Genomic DNA, 23,349 nt, shown 5'->3' with positions numbered 1-23,349 from the left:
TTAGTATTAGGCTGCAATAATCGGGATTTTCTGTGAGAAAAACAAGCTATTTTAGAAATTAACAAATCCGGCTTAAACGAGTTTAAACCGGATTTGTCTCAAAAAAATAATGATGTTGCGTTACTTATGCTGCCGGATCCGGTGCTTCCCCGCTACCACCTCCTTCTCCTTTATCGTCTCCCTTTCCATCATCAGGGGTGATGGGACTATTGGTTTTAGAACTATCCAATTTCTGGATACTTATTGATTTTATCATGCCTTTAAACATACTTCCTGGAGTGAAAATTATTTTACGGTTCTTTAATGTGTCCGTAGTCACTTCTTTTTCATCATCCTGACTTTTGCACCCGAAAGATGGACGAAACGTTCCGAATTCTCCAAGGCTTACTGAAGCCCCAATTTCCATATAGGTTATCAGTGAATCTATCAATCCGTCAAGTACTGATTTTACAGTACCGCGTGGAACGAATCCTACTTTTGTTACCTGATCGCATAGCATTTTAAAATCAACAGTAACCACGTTGAATGGTCTTGCTACATATTTTTCGGCTTTTTCCTTATCAAAGCCAAAGGTTGTTTTCTTGACTACATATTTCAGTGCCATAATTCTTAATAGTTTTAATCGTTAGTAAATCTAGTTATTATTTTGTGATCACGTTGCAAAGATATGGTATCGGAATTTGCTGTGCAAGCGATTTTGAAGAAGTGCGTTAATAAAATAATTAATATTGATCCAATCGATTGTTTTATAGTTGTTTGTGTGTTTATTAATCTTTACATTAATGCGATTGGTTATATAAATAGATGCTTTAGCCTGTTTTTCTCGGAAGATTATTCATCCAAATACTGGCAATGCACATAAAAATAGCCTACTTATACATTTCTATAGATTAAAATTTTAACTAGCAGTAATTTTTAAGTTTGCCGATGTGCAGAAAGAAGCAAGGATAAAAATATCTTTGGAGGAAATGCCAATTATCTTTTTAAATATACCACCGTCTTGCCTCCTCCGTATTTTCGTATGATTCCCTCTTTTAAATAGCTATTTAACAGCTCGGTTGCTTTGTACCTACTTATGCCGGCCAGCCTCGTAAAATCGACACAGGTGATACAACCTTGCTCGTCCAGATGTTGCATAAGGAGGCTACGGCATTTGTCTTCATCGGGATTGCCATTGCTTCGGTAAGGTGATTCCATGCGTTCCAGCGGCAATGGTTCCAAACTCTCACGGAATTTCTTGTTGATGCGAAGGTTCACTTTATTCAGGTGGATGGAAGGAGAGCGGATTTCTTTCTTCTCCATTACCGGATAGTCGCATTTCAGCGATAAGGAGAAATAACCTAATTCTCCGACTTCCACAATCCAGCCTTGTTTCAACCAATGTTGTAACTCATCGGTGACTGCTTGCAAGCATCCTTCAATGGTAGCCTGACTGAAGCCGTTGCTTTTAGATACTAATTCTATAAACTTCTTAGCATCAAGAGTTCCTGATGGAATCACTCGTGCGTGAAGTGGTTGCTGCTCATCCTTTTTTTGTGGGTTGCCACTGGCATAAAGATCGTAATAAACACTCATGTCTTATTTTGTTTTTAGTTGTTCAGTAAATATTGTCTCCGGCTACATGATTTTATTCGTTTGACTATAGTCATTTAAATCGTTGACTATAGTGCTTCTTTTATTTGACTATAGTCTATCGAAAGAAACACTATAGTCAAATGAATTAATTTGTGCACTCAAAGGTATTAATTATTTCAGGTAAAGACACTAATTTATGCATTAAATGAGAAAATACTATCTACCCCTTTCTATTTTTGCTATTAAAAACGATACCTTTGAAGTGTTTTCTTTCTTTTTATCAAGTATGGATTGATTTCCGGCAAGTTCTCCTATATTTTCCGAATTAATATTCATTAACTTATTTGCCGTAATACTTTTTAATATCTCTTGTGTATTAGCTAATAGATATTGAACTATTAACTTTAAAGACTAATATTATGGAAAAAGATTCTCCTTTTTCATCCACCGGCAGAAGGTGTATTGTAACCCTAATGTGCATATTTGTCACTGCTTTTGTTTATGCACAACAGCAAAAAATATCGGTTAGTATCAAAGAGCTTCCTCTTAAAGAGGCTATCAGTCAGATAGCAGAGAAGGCATCGATGAATGTAGCCTATAGCAAAGAATTTGTGGATACGAGTAGGAAAGTGTCATTGGAGGTAAAAGACACAGAGGTAAACAAAGCGCTAACTCTTTTGCTAAAAGGGACTAACATTGGGTTCCGTTTCCTGGATGACAGTATTTTATTTTATAATAAAGAATATCAAAATAAAACTGAACCTGTTGATTCACAAGGAGAGAAGAAGGAACTGTATGTGAAAGGTAAAGTTACTGACGAGAATATGGAACCGATCATCGGAGCCACCGTATCAGTAAAAGGCTCGACTACAGGTACAATCACCGATATCAATGGTCAGTATTCCATCAAGGTACCCTATGGAAGTACACTTCGGTACTCATACGTCGGCTACCGTGAAGAAAGCGTCATAGCGAAAGCAACGATAGTAAACGTAGTGATGAAAGAGAATGCTGTCAGCTTGGAAGATGTAGTAGTTGTAGGCTATGGCGTGCAAAAGAAAGTGAATGTAACAGGTGCTGTATCTATGGTTAAAGCGGAGGCTATTGAGAACAGGCCTATAACTAACGTAACTACGGGGCTGCAAGGACTGTTGCCTGGAGTTAGTATCGTTTCTTCTTCGGGGCAGCCGGGTGCTGTGCCCAGTATCAACATTCGTGGTACGGGAACTATTAACAGTAGTACAGCACCTTTGATCTTGATTGATGGAGTAGCCGGGGGAGACATCAACTTATTGAATCCTTCGGACATCGAAAGCGTATCCGTACTGAAAGATGCCGCCTCATCGGCCATTTATGGAGCACGTGCCGCTAACGGTGTTATTCTTGTAACGACTAAAAAGGGAGAAAAGAAAGAGCGCGTAGTATTCCAATATAACGGATATGCCGGATTCCAGACTCCCACAGCATTGCCCGAACTTGTTAATGGAAGGGAATACATGGAACTCTCCAACGAAGCCATGAGTGCTGCCGGATTTTCCAAGCCCTATACACAAGAGGCTTTCGATAAATATGATTCGGGACTGTATCCCAACGAATATTCCAATACTGACTGGATTGACGAAATATACAAAAGCCGGGCTTTTCAAACGGGGCATAATGTAAGTGCACGGGGTGGAAGCGAGAAAACCGGATTTTTTATGTCGTATGGTTTCCTGGATCAGGATGGACTGGTTGTAGGTGACGGATATAGTTCCAAAAGACATAATGCGCGTATCAGTGTAAACACGGAGGTGTATGATCGTCTGAAACTGACCGGACAGATGAGCTATGTCGATTTCTATAAAAAGGACTTAGGTTATAGCGGCACATCAGGAGTATTCCGCCTGTCACAGCGTATGTCTCCGTTACTTCCCGTCATGTGGCAAATTCCTGATGAGAATGGCCGGATGGTAGATAGTGAGAACTGGTCGTACGGTTCGGTACGTAACCCCTTGCAGGTAGCCTATGAGTCGGGAATGGAAGAACGGAAAACACGTGTGCTCAATGGTATTTTCAATGCAGATCTCAAAATTATAGACGGACTGAACGTAGGTATGCAGTACTCTGCTAATATATATACCCGCCAGGTGGATGAGTTTAACCCGAAGATGTTGTCTTATTACTCGGACGGTAGCCCGTTGAAAGCAAATGAAGATGCCAAGGACTATATCTCACAAAGCCATCTTGACGTTATGACCCAAACGTTGCAATTCACCCTGAACTTTAATAAGACCATAGGACGCCACGAGTTGGGAGCATTGTTGGGATTTTCGCAAGAGTGGGAAAATAGAAGTACGTTGGGGGCTACGCGTGATAATGTGATGGTTGAGGATATTCACGTTATTAGTGCCGGAATGATTAATTTTATGAATAGCGGAACAAAAGACGAGTGGGCTTTGCGTTCTTACTTTGGTCGTGTCAACTATGCTTTTGACGGTAAATACCTGTTTGAAGCTAACCTGCGTGCCGACGGAACTTCAAGATTTGCCAAGGGCAATCGTTGGGGATATTTTCCATCATTCTCGGCAGGATGGAACTTCTCACGTGAAAAATTCATGGAGTTCGCTACTTCGGTATTGAGCTCGGGTAAGCTGCGTGCTTCCTGGGGTGAGTTGGGAAATCAAAACATTCCCGGTAATTACTACCCCTACTTGTCACCTATCATAACCGAAGAGTCTTATCCTATCGGAGCTTCTAATACACCTGTTATGGGACTTTGGCAAAACAAAATCGGTAATCCCGACATCAAGTGGGAAACCATCCGCATGCTTAATTTCGGGGTAGACCTTAGTTTTTTGAACAATAGACTGAATGTGGACTTTGATTGGTATAAGAAAGAAAATATTGATGCATTGGTTCGTCCCGATGTTCCGGCTATTGTCGGGGTTTCCAGTAGTAACGTAGGTTATGTCAATCTTGGTAAGATTGATGTCAAAGGATGGGAACTTAATCTGTCATGGCGTGATAAGATCGGAAATGTAAATTACAATCTCGGGTTCAATCTGTCGGACGCCCGTAATAAGATTACCGATTTGGGTGGAACTCCGGAGTCGCTGACCAGTACGGCTTCCGGTTCGTATCGTCGGGTCGGTGATCCGATAGGTGCTTTCTATGGTTATCTGACTGATGGGCTGGCGCAAGTGTATGACTTTGAATCAGTGAATACAACTACAGGTAAGTACCAGAAACCAAAATTTCCTCTTGTTGCATCACAAAACGGCATTGTACAGCCCGGAGATATTAAGTATCGGGACATCAGTGGTCCTGACGGCGCTCCCGACGGGGTAATTGATGACTACGACAAAGTGGTGTTTGGCGAGAAAGAGCCCCATTACACCTATGCAATCAAGGGTGGTTTGGAATGGAAAGGCATTGATTTCAGTTTCTATTTGCAAGGAGTAGGCAAAGTTGCCGGTTACCTTGAGGATGAGGCTCGGCATGCGTTTATCAATGACTACTCAATCCCTAAAAAAGAGCATCTTGACAGATGGACACCTATGAATCCAAATGCTTCTTATCCCAGACTTTATCAGTCGCAGGAGCACAACAGGCTCTTCAGTGACTACTGGAAAGAGGATGCATCGTACTTGCGCCTGAAGAATATTCAGATAGGTTATCGTTTTCCTGCCCGGATGGTGGCACCTCTTGGCATTAATAGTCTTAGAGTATATGCTTCGGCAGATAACTTGTTTACTAAAACCGATTACTTCGGAGCTTATGACCCTGAAGTGAGGACCACCAGCGGAGATGTCTATCCGCAAGTAAAAACCTATGTTTTTGGATTATCAATAACATTCTAACCTATTAAACGACTATAAAGATGAAATACTCAAAATACTTTTTAATCATTGCTTTCTTTGGTATAGTTACCTCATGTAGCGATTTTCTGGATAGAACGAACCCTAACGAGCCGGACAATGTAACATTCTGGGTAAATGAAGATCAGCTTAAAAATGCCTTGCCTCCCTGTTACGAAGCTTTACAAAAAGACTATCTCGTGAATTGGAGTGAATCGACGGCCGAAACTGTTATGTGGGGGAATATTACTAGTGGACTAAGTAAGGTTTCCGGAGGCAAGCACTCTTATACTGACGGCTTCCCCTTCACTACCTATTGGACAGGAGCATATAGCTATATTTATCGCTGCAATAATTTTCTGGACAACTATAATAAAGCGCAGGTAGCTCAAAATAAGAAGGACGTTTATGCCGCAGAAGTAAAAACCATCCGGGCGCTTATGTACTTTTACCTTACGGTGTTTTGGGGTGATGTACCTTGGGTAGGAGAAGTCATCCAGCCCGAAGATGCATATATCGAACGTACTCCCAGAGAGAAAGTCATTGACCAGCTCGTCGAGGATTTGAAATGGGCGGCAGAGCGCATGCCTGAAGAAAGGTATACAGGCGACAAACTGGGAAGACTCGACCGTTGGGGCGCTTTAGCCATATTGGCACGTATTGCCTTGCAAAACGAAAGATGGGAACTGGCTGCAAAAACGAGTGAATATATCATCGAAAACAGTCCCTATGGCCTGTATGAATACGAAAAACTATTTCATCACGAAGGGGATGTCGAGAATGATCCGAAAAATATCGAAGCCATCGTATATAGCCTTTTTGTACCCGAAATCCGTACACAAAGTCTGCCCAATGAAACTTGCAGTCCGACGGACTATATACGCCTCAATCCAACGAAGTCGTTAGTGGATGCTTATCTGTGTACAGACGGTAAACCGGCAAAAACCGGATTGGAATATTATAAAAAGACCGGTGTGCAGACCTCATCGTTATACAAGTCGCCTGAAGAGCATTATGTGGATTATTTCCAGAACAGAGATCCTAGAATGAAGATGACTTTATATGCTCCGGGTGACAAATGGCCGGGAGGAGATGACGGTGATCCTGATACGGATAAGGCCAACGAGATATTTAATCTGCCTCGTTTTGCTTCATTGCAAGATAATAACCGTGTGGGGGCAAATAGCCGTACAGGTTTCTATCTGAAAAAGTATAACGATATTGATTTGGCCGGCTCAAGTGTGGGTGGACATGGGAATCTCAATGTCATCCGCTTTGCCGAAATCTTGCTGATTTATGCCGAAGCCACTTTCGAACTACAAGGCAAGAAACTGACACAAACACAGATTGATTACTCCATCAACAGGCTTAGAGATCGTGTGAATATGCATCGTATGAACCTTGACGAACTTAGCGCATGGGGGATGGATCTCGAAACCGAATTGAGAAGAGAACGTCGCATTGAGTTGGCAGGTGAAGGAACAAGATACGCCGATGTGATGCGCTGGCGTGAAGGCGAACTTCGCTTTGGACGTGCCATCACCGGTCCCAGCCTGAAAGTTTGTATGAACGATTTGGGTGCCAACCCATATCCCGATACCGGAGTAGATGAGTTTGGTGATGTTATCTACGAAAAGTCTACCGCGGAAGGCGGCGCGCGTTACTTCGACGCAACGAAACATTATTTGTGGCCCGTGCCTAATCCCGAGCGTCAGAAGAACCCTCTGTTAGGACAAAATCCGGGCTGGGAAAAGTAATCATTTAAAAATAGAAACCATGTATTCAATGAAGAAATATTTATTATTGTTTTTATGCCTGACTTTGGGCGTTGCCTATGCGCAAGATACTTTACGGGTGCGGGTAATGACCTATAATTTGAGATTTGGCGAACTGGCATCTTTAGAGGAACTTGCTCATCACATCAAATCCTTCAAGCCTGATTTTGTGGCGCTTCAGGAAGTGGATAGCAAAACAGACCGTAAGCGTACCCCGCATCAGAAGGGGAAGGATTTTATATCCGAACTTGCCTATCATACAGGGATGTTTGGGCTTTACGGAAAAACGATTGACTATTCTACCGGTTATTACGGTATTGGGATGTTAAGTAAATATCCATATATTTCTGTTCAAAAGATAATGCTGCCCCATCCGGTCAAAGAGCATGAGAGACGGACCATGCTGGAGGGATTATTCGAAATGGGTAATGATACCATTGTTTTTACCTCTACGCATCTGGACGTCAACTCTCAAGAAACACGGGCGGAGCAAATAAAATTTATTACCGGGCATTTCAAAAATTATAAATATCCTGTAATTTTGGGAGGTGATTTCAACGCGCGTCATTACTCGGAGGCAATACGTGGTATGGATAGTTGGTTTGCTGCAAGCAACGATGATTTTGGAATGCCGGCATGGAAGCCTGTGATTAAGATCGATTACTTGTTTGCTTACCCGCAAAAAGGATGGCGTGTGATTAGTACACAAACTGTTCAGTCGCTTTTGTCAGACCATTTACCGATTATTACGGAACTGGAATATGTGAAAGAAGCATCGAAGAAAAAATATTGATACTCACTTATAACATTTATGATTTTCTATGATACATACAATAATCAAGTATTTACTGATTTCAGCAACGCTTTTTTTCTGCTCATGCCACAAGCCTAAGACGGATATTATCACCCCCGCCAAACAGTTAATAGAACGTCAGATTGGGGAAAGAGCACAGTCTATCCACTTTGAATATATCGAACCATCCGACGGTAAAGATATATTCGAAGTGATAGCAAGCGACGGCCGGCTTACCCTAAGGGGAAGTAGCTCCGTTGCTATCTGTTACGCTTTTCATACGTACATGAAAGAGGCCTGCAAGAGTATGAAAACATGGAGCGGTGAACACATAACGTCGGTGATGCCGTGGCCCGATTATGAATTGTATGAACAGGTGTCCCCTTATGAGTTGCGCTATTTCCTTAATGTTTGTACATTCGGCTACACTACTCCTTACTGGGACTGGGAGCGTTGGGAAAAGGAAATTGACAGGATGGCTCTTTATGGTGTAAATATGCCCTTGGCTACCGTGGCCAGCGAAGCCATTGCGGAACGGGTATGGCTGCGTATGGGATTGAACAAAGAAGAAATCCGTGAGTTTTTCACTGCCCCCGCACACCTTCCCTGGCATCGCATGGGCAATCTGAACAAGTGGGACGGTCCCTTATCTGATACATGGCAACAGAACCAAATCGCTTTGCAGCATCAAATCCTGACCCGTATGCGCGAGTTGGGGATGCAGCCCATAGCGCCTGCGTTTGCAGGTTTCGTGCCGGAAGCATTCGCACAGAAACATCCCGACACACAATTCCGGCACATGCGGTGGGGTGGTTTTGATGAAGAGTACAACGCCTATGTATTGCCACCGGATTCACCTTTTTTCGAAGAGATAGGCAAACTGTTTGTCGAAGAGTGGGAAAAAGAGTTTGGAGAAAATACGTATTATCTCTCGGACAGTTTTAACGAGATGGAACTGCCTATCGATAAGGCAGATAAAGAAGCGAAATATAAGTTGTTGGCCGAGTATGGAGAAACGATCTATAAATCAATTACAGCCGGAAACCCGGATGCCGTTTGGGTTACGCAGGGATGGACATTCGGATATCAACATTCATTCTGGGATAAAGAATCGCTTAAAGCCTTGTTAAGTAATGTACCTGATGATAAAATGATTATCATTGATTTGGGCAATGATTATCCGAAATGGGTATGGAGCACCGAACAAACATGGAAAGTACATGATGGATTTTACGGAAAGAAATGGATATTCAGCTATGTACCCAACTTTGGTGGGAAAAACGCCATGACAGGAGACTTGGACATGTATGCTAGTTCCTCGGTCAAAGCATTACGTGCCGCAAATAAAGGTAACTTGATTGGGTTCGGTTCTGCCCCTGAAGGACTCGAAAACAATGAGGTTGTTTACGAACTGTTAGCCGATATGGGATGGTCATCAGACAGTATCGATCTGGACGATTGGATGAAGATATACTGTGAGGCCCGTTATGGGGGATATCCCGATGCCATGGAGGAAGCTTGGAAACTTTTTCGGAAAACAGCATATAGTTCTTTATATTCATACCCCCGTTTTACCTGGCAAACCGTAATACCCGATCAACGGCGGATCAGTAAAATCGACCTTAGTGATGATTACTTGCAGGCTATACGTTTGTATGCTAGTTGCGCTGACGAACTGAAAAGCTCTGAATTATACAGAAACGATCTCATAGAGTTTGTTTCGTATTATGTAGCGGCTAAAGCTGAAAATTTTTATAAGCAGGCCCTAAAAGATGATTCGGAGAATCGTGTTCTCGCAGCGCAACGTAATCTGCAACAAACTGTTGATTTGTTGATGGACGTTGACAAGCTATTGGCTTCTCATCCTTTATATCGATTAGAAGAATGGGTGGAACTTGCGCGCAATAGCGGAACAACTCTTCAGGAAAAAGATGCTTATGAAGCAAATGCCAAACGCTTGATTACAAGTTGGGGTGGTATTCAGGAAGATTATGCTGCCCGTTTCTGGAGCGGGCTGATTAAAGACTACTATATCCCTCGTATACAGCTCTATTTCACAAAAGACCGGAATAAAATCCGAGAATGGGAGGAGCAATGGATCACATCTCCCTGGAGCAACAGTACGACTCCGTTTGATGATCCGGTCAAGGCTGCATTGAATTTAATAGAGAAAACAAATAAGTGATAGCTTTTATGAAAAAGATTGTATTGGCATTCGACTCGTTTAAAGGTTCGGTTGGTTCTTTCGAGATAGCGAAAACTGCCGAAAAAGCGATTCAGGAGGAATTACCCGACTGTCAGATTATACGTTTCCCCATAGCTGATGGCGGCGAAGGGACTACAGAAGCTTTATGCTCTGCCCTTCATGCCCAAATGGTGTCATGTCGGGTACATGATCCATTCATGAAGCCAATTGAAGTATCGTATGGTATCGTAAACAATGGTGCGATGGCTATTATCGAAATGGCCTCGGCCTGCGGTCTGCCATTGATTGATTCAAGCCGGAGAAACCCCATGAAGACTACGACTTATGGAGTTGGAGAAATGGTTGCTGACGCATTAAAACGCGGGTGTCGGGAATTCATTATCGGGATCGGCGGAAGTGCTACGAATGATGCGGGAATAGGTATGCTGAAGGCTTTAGGTGCACGCTTTTTAGATAGCGGAAACGGTGAGTTGGAGCCTGTCGGCGAAAATCTGATAAAAGTCCATCAAATAGATATTTCCCAATTAAATCCGGCATTGAAGGAGAGTAAATTTACGATTGCCTGTGATGTTAGTAACCCATTTTTTGGAAAAGAGGGTGCGGCCTATGTATATGCTCCCCAAAAAGGGGCAAATAGTTTGCAAGTGATAGAGTTGGACAATGGGTTGCGGCATTATGCACAGGTGATAAAGGAATATACAAATATGGATATATCGCAGCTTCCCGGTGCTGGAGCAGCCGGAGGAATGGGAGGCGGTCTGCTTCCGTTTTTGAATGCAGAATTGCAATCCGGAATAGAAGTTATATTGAAAACGCTTCGTTTCGAGGAGGTCGTCCGACAGGCAGACCTGATACTGACCGGAGAGGGGAAGCTGGATCGCCAGACTGGTATGGGAAAGGCGCTGGACGGAATCTTACGTGTCGGTGAGAGATGTCAGGTTCCGGTGATAGCGTTGGGGGGAGCGGTCGAAGCCACCGAAGCGCTTAATAGGATGGGGTTTACTGCCGTACTGCCTATTCAACCTTTTCCGGTAACACTTGAAGAGGCGATGCAACCGGAGTTTACGAAAGAAAACATAGAGAGAACGGTGCGACAGGTGGTGAGAATCATAAAACAATTTACTAAATAATACTCAATGACAGCGATAGGCGCATTAATCGGGCTTTCATTATCCATACTGTTAATCATAAGAAAGCTTTCTCCGACATACAGTCTGATTATCGGAGCGATAGTCGGAGGGTTGTTGGGAGGACTATCTTTAAATGAGACCGTAACGGTGATGACCGAAGGAGTGAAAGAGGTCACCCCGGCGGTATTGCGGATTCTGACAGCCGGAGTCTTGTCAGGCATATTAATACAAACCGGAGCTACCACGGTCATCTCCAATGCGATTATAAACAAAATGGGTGAAAAACGGGTATTTATGGCATTGGCACTCGCAACGATGTTGCTTTGTACGGTAGGCGTCTTTATTGATGTGGCTGTGATAACCGTTGCGCCGGTGGCTCTTTCGATAGGCAAGCGTCTAAACCTGTCTCCATCTGTGTTACTTATTGCTATGATCGGAGGAGGTAAGTGTGGAAATATCATATCACCTAACCCGAACACCATTATAGCAGCCGGAAATTTTAATGCAGATCTATCGGCTGTAATGTTTGCCAATATTTTACCGGCAGTGATCGGTTTGTTTTTCACTGTTTTTGTTATTGTCCGTCTGATGCCTCAAACAGTGAAAAACAAAAAAACGATGATGCAAACAGAGGATAAAGAGGAAGAGAGAAATCTGCCCTCGTTAAGAACCAGTCTGATTGCTCCTGTTGTTACGATTGTTTTATTGGCATTACGTCCTGCGGCAGGAATCAATATCGATCCTTTGATAGCGTTGCCGGTAGGTGGTTTATGTGGTGCTATCTGTATGAAACAATGGAAAAATATTCTTCCCAGTATAGAATATGGACTGCAAAAGATGTCTGTGGTAGCTATTCTGTTGATAGGAACCGGAACTATTGCCGGTATCATAAAGAACTCTTCTTTGAAAGATTGGATTCTTACAGGATTGGATCATGCTCATATGAGTGATGCATTGATTGCTCCTATATCAGGCGCGTTGATGTCGGCGGCTACCGCATCGACAACAGCCGGAGCGACACTGGCTTCTTCTTCGTTCGCTGAAACGATATTGGCTATAGGCATTTCTGCAGTTTGGGGAGCGGCTATGATTAATTCCGGAGCTACAGTTCTTGACCATTTGCCACATGGTTCGTTCTTTCATGCGACAGGAGGCGTATGCGAACTCAATTTTAAGGAACGTCTGAAGCTGATACCTTATGAATCGCTTATAGGGATAGTGTTAGCTGCCGGAACGACTATTTTATATATAATAAGTAATTAAAAGAATCAAATATTATGAATCCGAACAAACGGTTACTTTCGCTTGATGTACTTCGGGGGATTACTGTTGCCGGGATGATCTTGGTCAACAATACAGGAAAGTGCGGGTATAACTTTGCCGCTTTTGCACACGCCAAGTGGGATGGTTTTTCGCCTGCCGATCTGGTATTTCCGATGTTTATGTTCCTGATGGGTATTTCGACCTATATTTCCTTGTGTAAGTATAACTTCCAGTGTCGACCGGCCATTGCGAAAATCATAAAAAGAAGTCTCTTATTAATATTTATTGGTCTGGTTATGGAGTGGTTCATTACAGCAATCGATAGTGGTAACTATTTTGATTTGAGTCAGCTCCGGTTGATGGGAGTTATGCAACGGCTTGGGATTTGTTATGGTATTACAGCCTTATTGGCAGTAACAATACCGCATAAGCGTTTTATGCCATTAGCTATTATCTTGCTGATTGTCTACTTTATTTTTCAGTTATTTGGAAACGGATTTGAAAAGAGTGCGGATAATATCGTCGGGATGATTGATTCGGCTATTTTAGGATCTAACCACATGTATCTTCAGGGCCGCCAGTTTGTCGATCCCGAAGGGATACTTAGTACGATTCCCGCTGTGTCTCAAGTGATGATCGGTTTTGTTTGCGGAAAGATAATTATCGATATTAAAGACAATGACCGCCGGATGCTGAATCTATTTCTTATAGGTACCACTCTGTTGTTTGTCGGCTATTTGTTAAGCTATGCCTGTCCTTTGAACAAACGTTTGTGGTCTCCTTCGTTCGTTTTGCTCACTTGTGGGATTGCGGCATTGTCATTGGCATTGCTGCTTTATATCATTGATGTAAAGCAGAATAAAAAGTGGTTTTCGTTTTTCGAAGCATTTGGAGCGAATCCGCTTGTAATTTATGTGTTTAGCTGCATAGCCGGAGGATTGCTTGTGCATTGGCATATCCATACGGCTGTGTTCAATAATTTGCTTAACCCGTTATTCGGAAATTATTTCGGTTCATTTATGTACGGTGTATTTTTCCTGTTGTTCAATGGGCTGTTGGGATATATTTTGTTAAAAAGAAAAATCTATATAAAATTATAAATCAGAATGAAAAGAAAAAGTGTATACACGTGTCTGGTTATGCTGCTTATGTCGTTGGCTCTTCAGGCTAAAGACAAAGACGTAGCTGTTGCGGAAGCATTATTGAAACGTTTGCTACCGTCATACATCGAGAGTTTTCAGTTTCAAAAGTTAAAAGGAGAGAAAGACTGCTTTACGATAGAGTCCGTAAAAGATAAAATTGTAATCGGTGGAAACAACGCCAATTCAATGGCGATGGGACTGAACCATTATCTAAAATATTACTGTCTCACTACAGTGTCATGGTATGCGGATATAGCCGTTGAAATTCCTGAAGAATTGCCGATGGTTGGTGAGAAGGTGGTTTCGGAAGCGAGAGTGGATACTCGCTTTTTCCTGAATTACTGCACGTATGGTTACACGATGCCTTGGTGGCAATGGAAAGAATGGGAACGTTTTATTGACTGGATGGCCCTTAATGGTATAAATATGCCTTTGGCAATTACCGGACAGGAAGCCGTGTGGTATAAAGTTTGGTCGAAAATGGGAATGTCGGACATCGAAATACGCTCTTACTTCACGGGACCGCCGTATCTGCCCTGGCATCGGATGGCTAACATAGATCGCTGGAACGGTCCGTTGCCGATGGAATGGCTGGAACACCAGGTAAGCTTGCAAAAAAAAATACTCGCACGTGAGCGTGAATTGAATATGAAGCCCGTATTACCAGCCTTCGCCGGACATGTACCTGCCGATTTAAAACGGATTTATCCCGAGGCTGATATTCAACATTTAGGCAAATGGGCAGGCTTTGCTGATGCATACCGTTGTAATTTTCTGAACCCTAACGATGCTTTGTTTGCGAAAATTCAGAAGCTATTTCTTGATGAACAAAAAAAACTTTTCGGAACCGATCATATTTATGGTTTAGATCCTTTCAATGAGGTTGACCCGCCCAGTTTCGAACCCGAATATTTGCGGAAGATAGCTTCGGATATGTACGCTACATTGACGGCTGCCGATCCCAAAGCCCAATGGATGCAAATGACGTGGATGTTTTATTTTGATAAAGATAAATGGACTTCCGAGCGAATGAAGGCTTTGCTGACAGGAGTGCCACAGAATAAAATGATATTACTTGATTATCATTGTGAAAATGTTGAATTATGGAAAAGAACAGAGCATTTTCATGATCAGCCCTATATTTGGTGTTATCTGGGCAATTTCGGGGGAAACACGACTTTGACAGGTAACGTCAAAGAAAGTGGCGCACGACTTGAGAATGCTCTCATTAACGGTGGAGGCAACCTTAAAGGAATCGGCTCTACGCTGGAAGGATTGGATGTGATGCAATTTCCCTACGAATACATTCTTGAGAAAGCATGGAACCTGAATGTAGATGATAATAAATGGATTGAATGTCTGGCTGACAGACATGTGGGATGTGTGTCGCAGTCTGTGCGCGATGCTTGGAAACGATTATTCAATGACATTTATGCACAAGTGCCGCGCACATTGGGTACTTTACCCGGGTACCGCCCTGCATTGAATAGGAACAGTGAAAAACGGACAAGTAATGTGTACAGCAATGTTGAACTACTAGAGGTCTGGAGAAAACTGAATGAGGCACCTTCTGACCGGAGAGATGCTTTTCGCCTGGATTTGATTACTGTAGGCAGACAGGTGCTTGGAAACTACTTTCTTGATGTGAAAATGGAGTTTGACAGGATGGTTGAAGCTAAAGACTATCAGGCTTTGAAAGCTTGCGGCGAGAAAATGAAGGAGATATTGAATGATTTGGATAAACTGAATGCCTTTCATCCTTACTGTTCGCTGGATAAATGGATTGATGATGCGCGGAAGATGGGGGATTCTCCCCAATTGAAAGACTATTATGAAAAGAATGCTCGCAACTTGATTACTACTTGGGGTGGAAGCCTGAACGATTATGCCAGCCGTTCGTGGGCCGGGCTGATAAGTGATTATTATGCAAAGCGCTGGGAGGTGTATATCGATACATTCATCAAAGCGGTCGGGGAAGGTGTAGAGGTGGATCAGAAGCAACTTGAAGATGAATTAAAAGAAATAGAAGAAGGTTGGGTAAATGCAACTGATCGGAAGGATGTTCGAAAAGATGTTCATTCAACAACTAACGGATTATTATCATTCTCCACTTTTTTATTCAGCAAATATCAAAGACTGGTGAAATAAATAAGAGGCCTGTTTCATTTGTTGCTCGCGAATCATGCTATATCAGAAAGAATTAATATATTTGAAAGTAAGGACTTGATATAATAAGTTTTTTATTTTCATATTTAAAATGATTAAGATGTCCCAGAAATACTCACAGGATGAAGCCCAAGCTTTGGTTAAGGCTCTGAAAGAGGGGAACCAGCTGGCATTTAGTATTGTATACAAGACGTATGCGGCGCAGACCTTTTCTTTGGCATTTAAATATCTGCTGAATAAAGAATTGGCTGAAGATGCCGTGCAGAACTTATTCTTAAAACTCTGGCTGAAAAAAGAAGAGATCGACGAGACAAAACCCATAAACAGATACCTTTTTACGATGTTGAAGAACGATCTGCTCAATACGTTGAGAGATTCAAAGAAAAATATCTATTTGCTTGAGGATTGTCTTTCAATGGTTTTGGAACTGGAAGACAATTCTCAAAACGAAAACCTTAAACAAGAACAAATGAACATCATACAGCAAGCTCTTGAGCAACTTTCGCCGCAACGCCGCAAGGTTTTTGAAATGAAAGTTTCGGGAAAATACTCCAATCAGGAAATAGCCGATAAACTTAATCTTTCGATCAATACAATTAAATTTCAATATAGCCAATCTTTGAAGCAGATTCGCGCGACAGTGGGAGAGCTTGGCCTATTGTTGCTTTATTGTATGATGTAGTTTTATCACTTTTTGCTGATATGGAACGTTCTTTTGAATTAACACGGTTTAACGTAGTCTGTATAATACTTTTTTGTAACAGTGTGTACTACTAATAGATATTGAAATATGAAATCAAAAAAGAAACATACAAATCAGGACTTTGAAGTAGTTGACGGCATCGGGAAATATATGGATGACGACATTCAGAGGATAATAGAAGGCAAACAGCTCGAATTGGGCGACAGAGAATTGCCTCCTTTTGATGAATATCGCATTTATAAGAATATTCAGGCAGCCGTGATGCGGGAAGAAAAACGAAAGAACAGGAGAATCAGAATACCATTGTTCTTTAAGTGGACGGTAGCCTGTGCAATTGTTTTGCTAGTGATAGGTGTGGGATATAATTTCTATCAAAGTCATAATGAGGCAAACCTTGTTTATCGGGAGGTCTGTGCTGTAAGGGGGGAGAAGCTACTCGTATTACTTCCTGATGGTAGCCGGGTGTGGTTAAATGCCGATTCTAAATTGACCTATCCGGAACAGTTTGCAAAATACAACAGGAATGTTACGCTGGAAGGAGAGGCTTATTTTGAGATAACAGAAAACAAGAAATCCCCTTTTCAGGTGCTTGCCGAGAATGTGAAAATACAAGTGACGGGAACGTGTTTCAATGTAAAAGCATACGCTTCGGATAAGGTAATTAAAACTACACTCGACGAAGGAAGTATAAATATCGGGCATGTGCAAAGCCGCAGGCCTATGCAGCAAATGCTTCCCGGACAAACTGCAGTTTATGAAAAAAGGAGTAATGTAATAAAAATAAAAACTGATAGATATCACGATGATGCTTCGAGTTGGAAGAGCAACCGGCTTATTTTCAGAAATGCATCATTGAAAGAGGTGCTTACAACACTCTCGCGTCATTTTGATATAGAGATTACAGTTAAAAACGAAAAGATTGCTTCGTTTACGTACGACTTCGTTTGTAAAGGGAACGATTTGAACTATGTGTTGGAGGTGATGCAATCCATAACACCGGTTAGCTTTAAAAAAATATCAGAATATACATATACCGTTGAATAAGTAAACTTAATCTAATAACAAAAACAAATTTATGAAAGCACTTTTAAAGCCCATTGTATGGGTATGCCTTTTCTTCTTTGCGTATCAAAGTACGTATGCGCAGGCTCTTAAAATAATGAGCTATAATTGCCGGATGTCCGGACAGATGACTGGTTACTCGGTGAAGGAGTATGCTGTATTTATCAGGAAATACAATCCGGATGTTGTAATGTTGCAAGAGATAGATTACAACACAAAAAGGAATAAAAATCAGGATTTCACCACTCAACTGGCTGCGGAGTTGGGATTGTTTTCCGTATTCGGGAAAGCGATGGATACTGGTGGTGGAGAATATGGAGTAGCTATCCTTTCAAAATATCCTTTTGTTTATATCAATAACAAAACTTTTGAAGGTATAGACGGAGCCAAAGAACCCCGGACACTATTATATGTAGATATTCAGGAACCGGGAACTTCAGACGTAATCAGGATAGGAACGACTCACCTGGATCATTCGACGGACCTGATAAGGAGCGCAATGGCTGAACAGATTAATGAACGGATTGGTACGGGAGATACCCCGACACTGCTGGGGGGAGATTTTAATGCCCGGACCGACTCTAATGTGATTTGTGAGGTAATGAAGAACTGGCAGAGAATCTGCGATGATACATTCACCTATCCGGCAGATCAGCCGACAATCAAGATTGATTATATATTCGGACTTCCACAGAATAAGTGGAAAGTGAAATCGTTTAAAGTTTTATCTAATCCGGAGGTTTCTGACCACAGGGCTTTGTTTGCTGAAGTTGAATTTGTAAAATGAATGAAATATGAAATCAAACTATCTATATCTGCTATTTATATGTGTCATCTCTTGCTTGTTCGTTTCGTGTAGTGATGAGGATAACAAGGGAGAAGATATTCCGGAATGGAACCGATTCAGAACAACTAACGTGTTGGTTTATGCGCACTTGTCAGAGCAAAATTTATTTAGCTCTTGTAGTTATAAAGAGGTGGCGTCATCTATCAGAAACACTGTTCATTCAGTGGCATTGTTGGACAGGACGAACGCTGTCTATGGGCAAACAGCAATCATAAATACGGGTACGGAAACTGCTAGAGAGAGTAAGAAAGTACCGGTGTTTGTACCTGTCAGCTATAGTAACGGAGAGAAAAAGATAATCGGTAGTACGGTTCTTTTTCCTTCTACTATTTCCGAAATGACACAATATGTAGTAAAAAACGATTGCAGATATCTTGAAACAAAAACAGAAGCAGTGAACGGAATAGATATGCTCTTCTGTTCTGTATCATTAAATAGTGAAGACCTGATAGCTCCGGCTGTCGACGTTTTCAAGAAAAAGGTAAACGAACAGACGGTTCTGGTAGGCACTGTTAAACGTGCGTTATTGCCTAATCTTGAGTCGGCAATTACTTCTAACTTAACTTCTGATACCTATTCTTTCGTAGAAGTGGAAAATAGAAATAGAGACTCCGAGTATTGTATATTTGTCCTGACTTCACATAAATGGGCTTTTAGGGGGGTAACCGAAACAAGTGTAAGCGGAGATTTACATTGTTTTCAATTACAAATTGAATCTTTAAAATAAAAAATGAACGGTCATGAAGCAATATATCAAAAATATAATGATCCTGATACTTGCCCTTCCATGGGGTTTGTTGTTGACAAATTGTAGTGATAGTGAGTCCGATTATTCGGACGACAACGCATATCCGCCACCTACTGTAGAGCTCACTTCTCCTTCTGAAATAGATGTGGTGGAGTATAACTCAACGGTGACTGTATCTGCCAGAAGTTTCTCTGCTGTGGGTATACATAGTATATATGCTACCTTGTTGAAGATGGATGAAAATGGAGAATATGAAGAGATAAACGCGACTGAACGTCAACGTTTAAAGATAGATACTCTGCAAACTGATATGACACTTGAATTTGACTTGAATGTCAAGGTCAACACGCGTGAAGCAGCCGGAATACTGGTAACATCAACGGATGTTTTGACAAAAACGGCACAAAAGGTAATACCTATTAAAAAGATAACTAAACTTCCATCCCAGATATTCACTGAACCATCAGATTTCCCTGTTTTAGTACCCGATGAAGAGGTTTCTTTGTCTGTAGTGATTCGTTCTGCTGTGGGCATTAAGTCTATAAAACATACATTGTGTAATAAAGTACTGGGTGACCTGAAGGAATATACGACTATTCCGGTATCAGGCAATCCGTTGGAAATGGAATTTATCCTGAAAACTGTCGTAGACAATAAAGAGACCAATGGAATCAAGATTGTGGTAGAAGATATAGAGGGGTTGAAAGAGGAAAAGATTATCAATATCGAAGGTCTTGAGGGTGTTGACAATAATGTTGCGCTTGTTTTCAACGATATCGAAATGGCACCCGAATGGGAACATTCGACAGAACCGGATCAACCTTATATTTTCTCCATAGAGGGAATAATGATACGGGGTGTGCAGAAACATGTATTAAGCTTGAAGGAAATTAAAGGATATGGTTCAAAGGCAAATGGCGTAGACTTTGCTTTCATCAATATATGGAGAAATCCAAGCTTTGTTGCCGTTAAAAACAGAGGTTTCTCCTTTGTCAGTGCGTCAAGAATTAATGGAGGGCCGATAGGGAGAGCTTATGATGTGAATGACTGGATCAAACCGGCAGGTGTTGCTACCAACAAAACGTTGTTTACTCTTATACCTGATGATAAGGTTACTGATCTTGGTATTGATGTGATGATGGCGAACGCGGCTTCGGACGTCAAGACTTTTGAGGCGTTGAATGTATTGGAAAGTATAGCTAAAGGAGGTGCCGATATGTTAATGCAAAGAGTCAATGCGTCTGATGGATATCCGAATGATCCTTGTAGTTTGCAGATAAAAGACGGTTCTTATATTGCCTTTGTTACTGCGGCGGGCAAATACGGTGTCATTCATGTTATTGAAGCCGCAAACGATATGGATGCATTAGTTGCCGGAGGATGTAAAATAGCTACTCCTACAGGAGTGGTAGGAAGCCAGGGGCCAGCCTATTCGGGAGCTGGCATAACCGGACTCACTTATGATGGTGTGGCATTACTCTATGGACGTACCTGTAAGTTGAAAATTGTGGTTCAGAAGTAATGTTGTTATAAATTAAGGAATAAAGAACAATACATTTATATTTTGATGTAAAAGTAAAGAAAGGTCGGCTCATAAAAGAAAATGAGTCGGCCTTGTTTTTAGATGTTTTTTTAAAATATTGGTTATAATAGTTTTGATGTTATCTCATTAATTTGCGTATCAAACACGAAAATATTATTTTCCTTTATGCTTTTTGCCGGAAAAGCTATAACTTCGAAGCACTTTTTAATTTGAATAATAAATGTTGGATTTAAAACAACTTACAGCTGATGTATGCCGGATTGCTACGGAAGTTGGACATTTTTTGAAAGAAGAACGAAAGAACTTTCGTCGTGAGCGTGTGGTGGAAAAACATGCACACGATTATGTGTCTTATGTAGATAAAGAATCTGAAGTGTGTGGTGAAAGCCCTAACTGCTTTACTGCCTGAAGCGGGATTCATAACAGAAGAAGGCTCTGCTATTTATCAGGATGAACCATACTGCTGGGTGATTGATCCGTTGGATGGAACTACGAATTATATTCATGATGAGGCTCCTTATTGTGTGTCCATCGCTTTACGTAGCTGTACCGAACTTCTTTTAGGCGTCGTTTATGAGGTTTGCCGGGATGAATGTTTTTATGCTTGGAAAGGCGGAAAAGCGTTTATGAATGGCGAAGAAATTCATGTGTCGAACGTTGAAAACATCAAAGATGCATTCGTCATTACAGAATTGCCTTATAATCATCTGCAATATAAACAGACCGCTCTTCATCTCATCGATCAGCTTTATGGAGTAGTGGGAGGCATTCGCATGAATGGCTCGGCTGCTGCCGCAATCTGTTATGTAGCTATTGGGCGTTTTGATGCATGGATGGAAGCATTTCTCGGAAAATGGGATTATTCTGCAGCGGCACTGATTGTTCAGGAGGCGGGAGGAAAGGTGACTAACTTTTATGGTGAAGATCATTTCATAGAAGGACATCATATTCTTGCAACGAATGGAAATCTTCATCCTTTCTTTCAGAAACTTCTGGCAGAAGTCCCTCCATTGAATATGTAATTGCAATATGTAGGTGCTATTGCAACTTTAAATCTCTATTATTATGAAACACACACTTCTTATCAAAGACTGGCTTAGTTCTTTCTTATCTTTGCTATTTCCCCGTTGCTGCGTTGTTTGTGGCCGGCCGTTAGCAAAGGGTGAAGAATGTATCTGTACAGAATGTAATATCAATCTACCCCGTACTAATTATCATCTTCGAAAAGATAATCCGGTAGAGCGGCTCTTCTGGGGACAAATCCCTTTGGAACGGGCTACTTCTTTTTTCTTTTATGAGAAAGGAAGCGACTTTCGGTTGATTCTTCATCGGTTGAAATATGGTGGACAAAAGGAAATAGGTGCAATTATGGGGCGGTATATGGCTGCCGAACTTTTGTCTTCCAATTTTTTTCAGGGAATTGATGTGATAATCCCCATACCGCTTCATAAGAAAAAACAGCAAATCCGTGGTTATAATCAGAGTGAGTGGATTGCTCGTGGTATTGCTGCTGTAACAGGAATCCCCATCGATACAGAATCAATATTACGTAAGAAAAATACGGAAACGCAAACGCGTAAATCTGTGTTTGAACGTCGGGATAATGTGGAAGGTATCTTTGAACTTCAGCATCCCGAAACACTTGCAGGGAAACACATACTGATAGTTGACGATGTGTTGACTACTGGTTCTACTACTCTGGCATGTGCTTCCTGTCTGGTAGATGTGGAGGATATACGGATTAGTATATTGACGTTGGCAATGGTGGAATAAATATGTATATCAGTACCCTAATTCATTATAGGTATTCAACGAAAATGAAAATAATCTGTGTGAATCTGTGTAATCCGTGGTGAACTCTAAATTAGCATTTAGCTTGTTTCGGTACGGAAATAACCAAAAATACTGTCGCTGACAATAACTCGTCAATATGCAGCTTTTATCTCTTTCTCTTGCTTATATTATTTTTTCAATTGCCTAACGAATTATCGTTTGACAACTGTTGAACGAACGCTTGACAGATGTTGAACTATCGCTTAACAATTGTCAAACGAAAACTCCTTAGGCAATGAAATAACTATTAATAGGTAAACGTTCGCTTAAAAATAACTAATAAAATCATTAGTGGTAATTGATTCCAAACGGTACGGTTATAAATTTATTCCATATCATTATATTTTAGACACGATAAGATTATCATTGAAATATATTTCAACATATACATTCCTACGATAGAAGTGTCAAAAATAAAAGAGACGAACAATTTCCTTAATTTAAGTTTAGGACTTTATCAGTCGATTCGTTTCTCGGTGAGAAACACTTCGTTTCTCGGTGTCGAAAAGGTTGTTTCTCGGTGAGAAACGGGCCGTTGGTTTTAAAGGAAATTATAGAATTGTAACCGGTTGGATACCAGTGGTTTATAAAGTAGTGCTATCTATCAGAAATACATAGGAGTTTTATTGACATTTTTTGCAACACTGTTTGGCTCAGTTGTAATTCTTGGGGGATTAAGTTTAGTCAATTCCCTTCATGCATATACCTTTGCTAGCCTAAAAAGGAA

Annotated in this window: 16 protein-coding genes and 1 pseudogene; 15 read left to right on the top strand and 2 right to left on the bottom strand. The window is 41.3% G+C overall.

Annotated features, from left to right (window positions below; genetic code table 11):
- Positions 1–124 precede the first annotated feature (124 nt).
- Both KFO40_RS16090 and KFO40_RS16085 read right to left on the bottom strand, forming a co-directional pair.
- Positions 125–604, bottom strand: coding sequence for a DsbA family protein (locus KFO40_RS16090; protein ID WP_004302437.1), 480 nt, complete (start codon positions 602–604; stop codon positions 125–127).
- 371 nt (positions 605–975) lie between these two features.
- Positions 976–1,575 (bottom strand): DNA-binding protein, encoded by a 600-nt coding sequence (locus tag KFO40_RS16085; protein WP_211146574.1) that lies wholly within the window; start codon positions 1,573–1,575, stop codon positions 976–978.
- A 419-nt stretch (positions 1,576–1,994) separates the two neighbouring features.
- Between KFO40_RS16085 and KFO40_RS16080 the strand changes: the two genes are divergently transcribed.
- The 15 genes and pseudogenes from KFO40_RS16080 to KFO40_RS16010 all read left to right on the top strand — a co-directional run bounded on the left by KFO40_RS16080 (position 1,995) and on the right by KFO40_RS16010 (position 22,562).
- On the top strand, positions 1,995–5,414 hold the full coding sequence (locus tag KFO40_RS16080) for a TonB-dependent receptor (protein WP_211146573.1): 3,420 nt from the start codon (positions 1,995–1,997) through the stop codon (positions 5,412–5,414).
- A 20-nt stretch (positions 5,415–5,434) separates the two neighbouring features.
- A complete protein-coding gene (locus tag KFO40_RS16075) occupies positions 5,435–7,168 on the top strand; it encodes a RagB/SusD family nutrient uptake outer membrane protein (protein ID WP_004296448.1) in 1,734 nt (577 codons plus the stop codon).
- Positions 7,169–7,187: 19 nt separating this feature from the next.
- On the top strand, positions 7,188–7,979 hold the full coding sequence (locus KFO40_RS16070) for an endonuclease/exonuclease/phosphatase family protein (protein ID WP_117512226.1): 792 nt from the start codon (positions 7,188–7,190) through the stop codon (positions 7,977–7,979).
- A gap of 28 nt (positions 7,980–8,007) precedes the next feature.
- On the top strand, positions 8,008–10,164 hold the full coding sequence (locus KFO40_RS16065; RefSeq protein WP_211146572.1) for an alpha-N-acetylglucosaminidase: 2,157 nt from the start codon (positions 8,008–8,010) through the stop codon (positions 10,162–10,164).
- 8 nt (positions 10,165–10,172) lie between these two features.
- A complete protein-coding gene (locus tag KFO40_RS16060; RefSeq protein WP_211146571.1) occupies positions 10,173–11,315 on the top strand; it encodes a glycerate kinase in 1,143 nt (380 codons plus the stop codon).
- A gap of 6 nt (positions 11,316–11,321) precedes the next feature.
- Positions 11,322–12,578, top strand: coding sequence for a GntP family permease (locus KFO40_RS16055; RefSeq protein WP_009038939.1), 1,257 nt, complete (start codon positions 11,322–11,324; stop codon positions 12,576–12,578).
- A 14-nt stretch (positions 12,579–12,592) separates the two neighbouring features.
- Positions 12,593–13,678, top strand: coding sequence for an acyltransferase family protein (locus KFO40_RS16050; RefSeq protein ID WP_211146570.1), 1,086 nt, complete (start codon positions 12,593–12,595; stop codon positions 13,676–13,678).
- A gap of 6 nt (positions 13,679–13,684) precedes the next feature.
- A complete protein-coding gene (locus KFO40_RS16045) occupies positions 13,685–15,868 on the top strand; it encodes an alpha-N-acetylglucosaminidase (RefSeq protein WP_211146569.1) in 2,184 nt (727 codons plus the stop codon).
- 118 nt (positions 15,869–15,986) lie between these two features.
- Entirely contained in the window at positions 15,987–16,568 is a 582-nt protein-coding gene (locus KFO40_RS16040; protein ID WP_122137478.1) for an RNA polymerase sigma factor, read from the top strand.
- A gap of 108 nt (positions 16,569–16,676) precedes the next feature.
- Positions 16,677–17,633, top strand: coding sequence for a FecR family protein (locus KFO40_RS16035; protein ID WP_211146568.1), 957 nt, complete (start codon positions 16,677–16,679; stop codon positions 17,631–17,633).
- 31 nt (positions 17,634–17,664) lie between these two features.
- Entirely contained in the window at positions 17,665–18,438 is a 774-nt protein-coding gene (locus tag KFO40_RS16030) for an endonuclease/exonuclease/phosphatase family protein (RefSeq protein WP_004302417.1), read from the top strand.
- Positions 18,439–18,445: 7 nt separating this feature from the next.
- Entirely contained in the window at positions 18,446–19,225 is a 780-nt protein-coding gene (locus tag KFO40_RS16025; protein WP_004317496.1) for a hypothetical protein, read from the top strand.
- A 13-nt stretch (positions 19,226–19,238) separates the two neighbouring features.
- Positions 19,239–20,768, top strand: a complete 1,530-nt coding sequence (locus KFO40_RS16020; RefSeq protein ID WP_211146567.1) for a hypothetical protein — start codon at positions 19,239–19,241, stop codon at positions 20,766–20,768.
- A 241-nt stretch (positions 20,769–21,009) separates the two neighbouring features.
- Positions 21,010–21,811 (top strand): annotated as a pseudogene (locus tag KFO40_RS16015) (inositol monophosphatase family protein).
- A 43-nt stretch (positions 21,812–21,854) separates the two neighbouring features.
- Positions 21,855–22,562, top strand: a complete 708-nt coding sequence (locus tag KFO40_RS16010; protein WP_008023155.1) for a ComF family protein — start codon at positions 21,855–21,857, stop codon at positions 22,560–22,562.
- Positions 22,563–23,349 lie beyond the last annotated feature (787 nt).

The sequence above is a fragment of the Bacteroides sp. 1001302B_160321_D4 genome (assembly GCF_015667765.1).
Taxonomy (GTDB): Bacteria; Bacteroidota; Bacteroidia; order Bacteroidales; family Bacteroidaceae; genus Bacteroides; species Bacteroides xylanisolvens.
This window is presented reverse-complemented; position numbering and strand designations above follow the sequence as displayed.